At 75.2% G+C, this 521-nt stretch carries 1 pseudogene; it reads left to right on the top strand.

The features are described 5' to 3' along the window. Positions 1-146 precede the first annotated feature (146 nt). Positions 147-521 (top strand): annotated as a pseudogene (locus U9980_RS19145) (hypothetical protein); the annotation flags it as partial.

Genomic DNA, 521 nt, shown 5'->3' with positions numbered 1-521 from the left:
AGCTCACCGGCCCCGGCGGGACCGGCGAAAACCGCGGCCCACGCGCCGGTGTTTACCCTGGTCGGGTGAGCTGCCGACGACGTCCGCGCTGGCGGCGACGGCGGCCGGGGCGCACTGTTCGCCCGCGTCTGTCCGCCGCGAGCGCGATGTGGCGCGGGCCATTCGGGCAGGGCGTTCGGTTCGCCGTGCCGTCCGTCGCGCTGGCGATGCTCGCCCATCTACCGTCGACCGGGCCGACGCCCGGTTTCGTGCCGATCCTCTTCATCACGGTTGGCCTGATCGCGCTCGCCACGGGCCTCACCGCCGGCGGACGTCTGCTGCCCACCGGCAGGCGCCCGGGGCTCGACGGACCGATGGGGTACGCGGTGGCGGTCATGACCCAGGCGGGCCTGCACGGGCTCCTCGCCATGTCCGCGTCGCCGCGAACATCCCACTCGTCCCTGGCCGCCCGCCTGCTCTGCCACCCGCCCGGCACCAGTGGCACCGCTCTCGGGCGCCTGGGAAACCCGGGCGCGGGCACT

It is taken from the genome of Protofrankia sp. Cr1 (assembly GCF_963555865.1).
Lineage (GTDB): Bacteria > Actinomycetota > Actinomycetes > Frankiales > Frankiaceae > Protofrankia.
Note: the sequence above shows the minus strand (reverse complement) of the source record. Positions and strands in the feature narration are given on the sequence as shown.